Raw genomic sequence first — 3,952 nt, 5'->3', positions numbered from 1 at the left:
CCCCTCAGCAGCAGCGCGGCCAGCGTGGGCGCGGTGGACCAGGCGGACGAGGCATGGGCGTCGAGCAACCGCTGCCGGCAAAAGCACCAACCGTGCTCAAGGCCGCTCTCCCGATGATCCAGAACGTCATCATCCCGCTGAGCGCCCTGATCGCGATCTGGAGCCTGATGTGGGTTGCGCGAGTGCCTTTCTTCGGCACCTATCCGGGCGAAGATGCCTTTCGCGACAAGCGGTCTTACGAAGCCTGAGCCTGAAGCGGCGCCTCGACATCTCGCAGCTCTGACAGGAAGATCTGCCTGAAGGCAGACTTCAGCGCCGCATCAGCATCAGCCATCGTAACCGGCAGGCCGAGATCGACCAAGCTCGTGACGCCAAGCCCGTCTTGGGAAATTCCGCATGGCGTGATCCCGCCAAAATGGGAGAGATCCGGCTCGACGTTCAGGCTGATGCCGTGAAAGCTCACCCAGCGTTTCAGCCGCAGGCCGATCGCAGCGATCTTGTCTTCACGCGTCGGCCCGCCAGGCTGGGTCCTGTCGACCCAGACGCCGACACGTCCGCAACGGATCTCGCCCTTCACGTTGAACGCATCGAGCGCCTCGATCACCCAGGCTTCGAGCTTCTGGACAAAGTCGCGAACATCCCGCCCACGCGAGCCTACATCCAGCATGACATAGGCGACGCGCTGGCCGGGGCCGTGATAGGTGTATTGTCCGCCGCGGCTGGTCTCATAGACCGGAAAGCGGCTCGCATCTTTCAGGTCATCTGTCTTCGCGCTCGTGCCGGCTGTATAGAGCGGGGGATGCTCCAGCAGCCAGACGAGTTCCGGCGCGCCGGACTCGCGGATATCGCGCACGCGGCGTTCCATGAAAGCCACAGCTGCTTCATAATCCACGGGCGCGGGGCTGACGGCCCATTCGACGGTCGCAAAATCTGTCATTTCACGCATATAGAGGTGCAAGCGGGGCTTCACAAAGCGTCTTTGCGCACTTATACCGCGCGGACTTCCCGACGGGACCTGTGCGGCCGTGGCGGAACTGGTAGACGCGCAGCGTTGAGGTCGCTGTGGAGCAATCCGTGGAGGTTCGAGTCCTCTCGGCCGCACCATCCCGGGGGAAGTTGGCAGCAGGGGCTTGCACAAAAGCCCGGACAAGAGGAGACCTCACCTGATGTCCGACCTGCCCACCCCCCAGGCTGAAGAGCAAACCGAAGAACAGACGCGCGAATCGCATCTCGCCCTTGAGCAGGATGTTCGCGAGGCCGTATGGGAAGAAGACAGCCGTTGGCTGTCGCGCACGCTGAACCGGCTTTATCCGGCCGACGCGGCCGACCTTCTCGAGCAGCTATCCACCGACGATTTCGCTGAAGCTGTCCGGCTGCTCGACGGCCAGCTGTCGACCGAGATCATCATCGAATTGCGCGATGAGTATCGCGAGGAAGCGGTCGATGTCCTGCCGGATGAGGCGGTTGCTGCCGTTCTCGAAGAACTCGACTCTGACGACGTCACCACCATTCTCGAAGACCTTGAGGATGAACGCCGCGAGCGCATTCTCGACGAGCTCTCGCCTGAAGACCGGGCCTCGCTTGAGCATGGCTTCGCCTATGCCGAAGAGTCAGCTGGCCGGCTCATGCAGCGTGAATATTATGCGGCGCCCGAGTTCTGGACGGTTGGTCACGCGATCGATCATGCGCGCGACAATGCAGATGACCTGCCGGACGAGTTCTACGAGGTTTATGTCGTCGATCCGGCTTACAGGCTCAGAGGCGAGGTGCCGCTGGCGAAACTGCTGCGAACGCCGCGCGATGTGAAACTCTCCGACATCATGGAAGAGGTCCAGTCGGATATTCATGTCGACATGGACCAGGAAGAGGTCGCCTATCAGTTCCAGAAATACTCGCTCGCCTCCGCGCCTGTGACAGACGAGGCCGGCCGCCTGCTCGGCATGCTGACCGTCGATGACATGGTCGACGTCATCCAGGAAGAAAATACCGAAGACTTTCTCGCCATGTCGGGCGTGAACTCGGCAGACGGGTCCGACACGGTGCTCGATTCGGTTAAGGCGCGCGCGCCCTGGCTCGCGGTGAATCTGATAACCGCCTTCGTCGCATCGGGAATAATCTCGCTGTTCGAGAGCACGATCGACCAGATCGTCCAGCTGGCAATCCTCATGCCGGTCGTCGCAGCGCTCGGCGGAAATGCAGGCAGCCAGGGCCTAGCAGTGGCCGTGCGGGCGATTGCGGAGCGTGAGATGGACGGCGATGCGAGCCGCCGCGCTATTGTGCGCGAAACCCTGACGGGTCTTGCGAATGGCGTCATCTTTGCCATCGGGGTCGCCGCCATTGCGGGCTTCTGGTTCCAGAGCACTGGGCTTGCGATCACCATCGGAATTGCCATGTTCGCGACCTTCATCTGGGCCGGGTTTTCAGGCATCATCGTGCCGCTTGGCCTGCGCAAGGTGGGGGCTGACCCGGCCGTCGCCTCGTCGGTCTTCGTGCTGACGCTGACGGATGTTATGGCGTTCTTCAGTTTCCTTGGACTAGCAACGCTGATCCTGCTTTAGCGGCAGGCAATTCTCACCGTCGGCGCAGGGCTTGCAATTATTCTCTCCGGAGTAGTGCCGGTTGTCCCGGTATGGAGCAGTTTATGGCGTCAGACCTTCGCACGTCCGAAACAGGGCTGAAGCTGATTATGGCCTATGAGGGGTTCCGCCCCGTATCGAAACAGCTGCCGGATGGCCGCTGGGTGATCGGCTATGGCCATCTGAAAGCTGCCCGCGCCAACCAGAAAATCAGCCAGCAGGAAGCGGCTGCGATCCTGCGTGAATATGATTTGCGCCCCGTCGAGCGCGCCTTGCACGAGCTGATCCTTATTCCGGTCAACCAGAGCGAGTTTGATGCGCTGGTCTCCTTCGCGTTCAATATCGGCCTCGACCGGTTCGAAGGTTCCGAAGTGCTGGCGCAACTGAATGCCGGCAACAAGCTAAAGGCGGCTGCGGCCATGGAAAGCTGGCGCAAGGCCCGCGTCGGGAGCCAGGACATGATTGTTGATCCGCTTGTGCGCCGCCGGGCCGATGAAAAAGCGCTGTTCCTGAAGACCAGCGGCGCTGTTCCACTGGCCGCGTCCAGCCGTTTCCGCCCTGTCGCCGATGAAGAGACCGATGCGCCAGAGCGCCGTGCGACCGAACCGCGCCAGGCTAAACCATTTGTGCCGCCTGCCAGACTGCCTCAGCGCGAAGAGGAAACCGCCCCAGAAGCGGCAGCCCGCACCGTGCGCGAGCGATTAACCCGCATTCTCGGCGAGGAAGAGGCCGGCGCTACGCCAGCAGCTGATGCGGACGAAGAGACCCTGGCCGGTCCTTACGACGCAAGCGTCGAGGAAATCCGCAAGGCGGTCTCAGCGCTCGTCTCGGACCATCAGGACGAAGAGAAAGATAGCGGGCCGATCACCGGTGACATCGAGCTCGAGGAAATCGTGCTCGACGAACCGCCTGGCGGCAAACCCAAGGCTCCGCGCGCCCGTTTCGACTACCGGCCCGGCCAGCTCGAGGTCGAGGACAGCTCGGTCACGCGGCGCAAGGGCGCGATCCTCATCGATGATGTAACCCCGGCGGAGATTGACCCTGAGCTGGTCCGCAAGGCCGGCGCCCAGCCGCAATCGCAGGAAGGTCCAGTCGAGATAGTTCTGTTCGGACTGGTCGCTCTTCTCGGAGCCGGTCTGTTTGCCTTTGGCGGCGCGTCCGAGTTTGGCTGGTTCGGCGGCGAGACCGCACCATTTGAGGGCCTGCTGGCCTATTTGCCACCCTTCCTGATGCTGGCAGGTGGGCTGCTCTTTCTGATCATGTCTTATTATTGCGTACGGGCGATCGCCTCACCGGCTGACTGACGCTCCCGCGGGCCATCGCTTCGGACCTCATTCGACGCATTGGCATTCCGGCAAAGGCCCGCTAGATCAGAC

At 62.1% G+C, this 3,952-nt stretch carries 4 protein-coding genes and 1 tRNA gene; 4 read left to right on the top strand and 1 reads right to left on the bottom strand.

What is annotated here, in order from left to right; genetic code table 11:
- Window positions 1-248: hypothetical protein (locus WA989_RS02140; RefSeq protein ID WP_424338881.1), on the top strand; the 248-nt coding region annotated here is incomplete at its 5' end.
- Here WA989_RS02140 and lipB read toward each other — a convergent pair.
- Window positions 236-937 carry a lipoyl(octanoyl) transferase LipB gene (lipB, locus tag WA989_RS02135; protein WP_424338882.1) on the bottom strand — a complete coding sequence of 234 codons (702 nt, stop codon included), beginning with the start codon at window positions 935-937 and terminating at the stop codon, window positions 236-238. The genes WA989_RS02140 and lipB overlap by 13 nt on opposite strands.
- A gap of 82 nt (window positions 938-1,019) precedes the next feature.
- Between lipB and WA989_RS02130 the strand changes: the two genes are divergently transcribed.
- From WA989_RS02130 to WA989_RS02120, 3 genes are all read left to right on the top strand, one after another.
- Window positions 1,020-1,104, top strand: a tRNA-Leu gene (locus WA989_RS02130).
- Between the two features lie 62 nt (window positions 1,105-1,166).
- Entirely contained in the window at window positions 1,167-2,558 is a 1,392-nt protein-coding gene (gene mgtE / locus WA989_RS02125) for a magnesium transporter (RefSeq protein WP_424338880.1), read from the top strand.
- Window positions 2,559-2,641: 83 nt separating this feature from the next.
- On the top strand, window positions 2,642-3,880 hold the full coding sequence (locus WA989_RS02120) for a lysozyme (protein WP_424338879.1): 1,239 nt from the start codon (window positions 2,642-2,644) through the stop codon (window positions 3,878-3,880).
- The last annotated feature ends 72 nt before the right edge of the window (window positions 3,881-3,952 follow it).

It is taken from the genome of Henriciella sp., from assembly GCF_049649345.1.
In the GTDB taxonomy this organism is placed as follows: Bacteria; Pseudomonadota; Alphaproteobacteria; order Caulobacterales; family Hyphomonadaceae; genus Henriciella.
Note: the sequence above shows the minus strand (reverse complement) of the source record. Positions and strands in the feature narration are given on the sequence as shown.

What these genes read in the sequence shown, in the direction of transcription:
- lipB (WP_424338882.1), bottom strand. Translation starts at nt 937, where the DNA reads ATGACAGATTTTGCGACCGTCGAATGGGCCGTCAGCCCCGCGCCCGTG.
- mgtE (WP_424338880.1), top strand. Translation starts at nt 1,167, where the DNA reads ATGTCCGACCTGCCCACCCCCCAGGCTGAAGAGCAAACCGAAGAACAG.
- WA989_RS02120 (WP_424338879.1), top strand. Translation starts at nt 2,642, where the DNA reads ATGGCGTCAGACCTTCGCACGTCCGAAACAGGGCTGAAGCTGATTATG.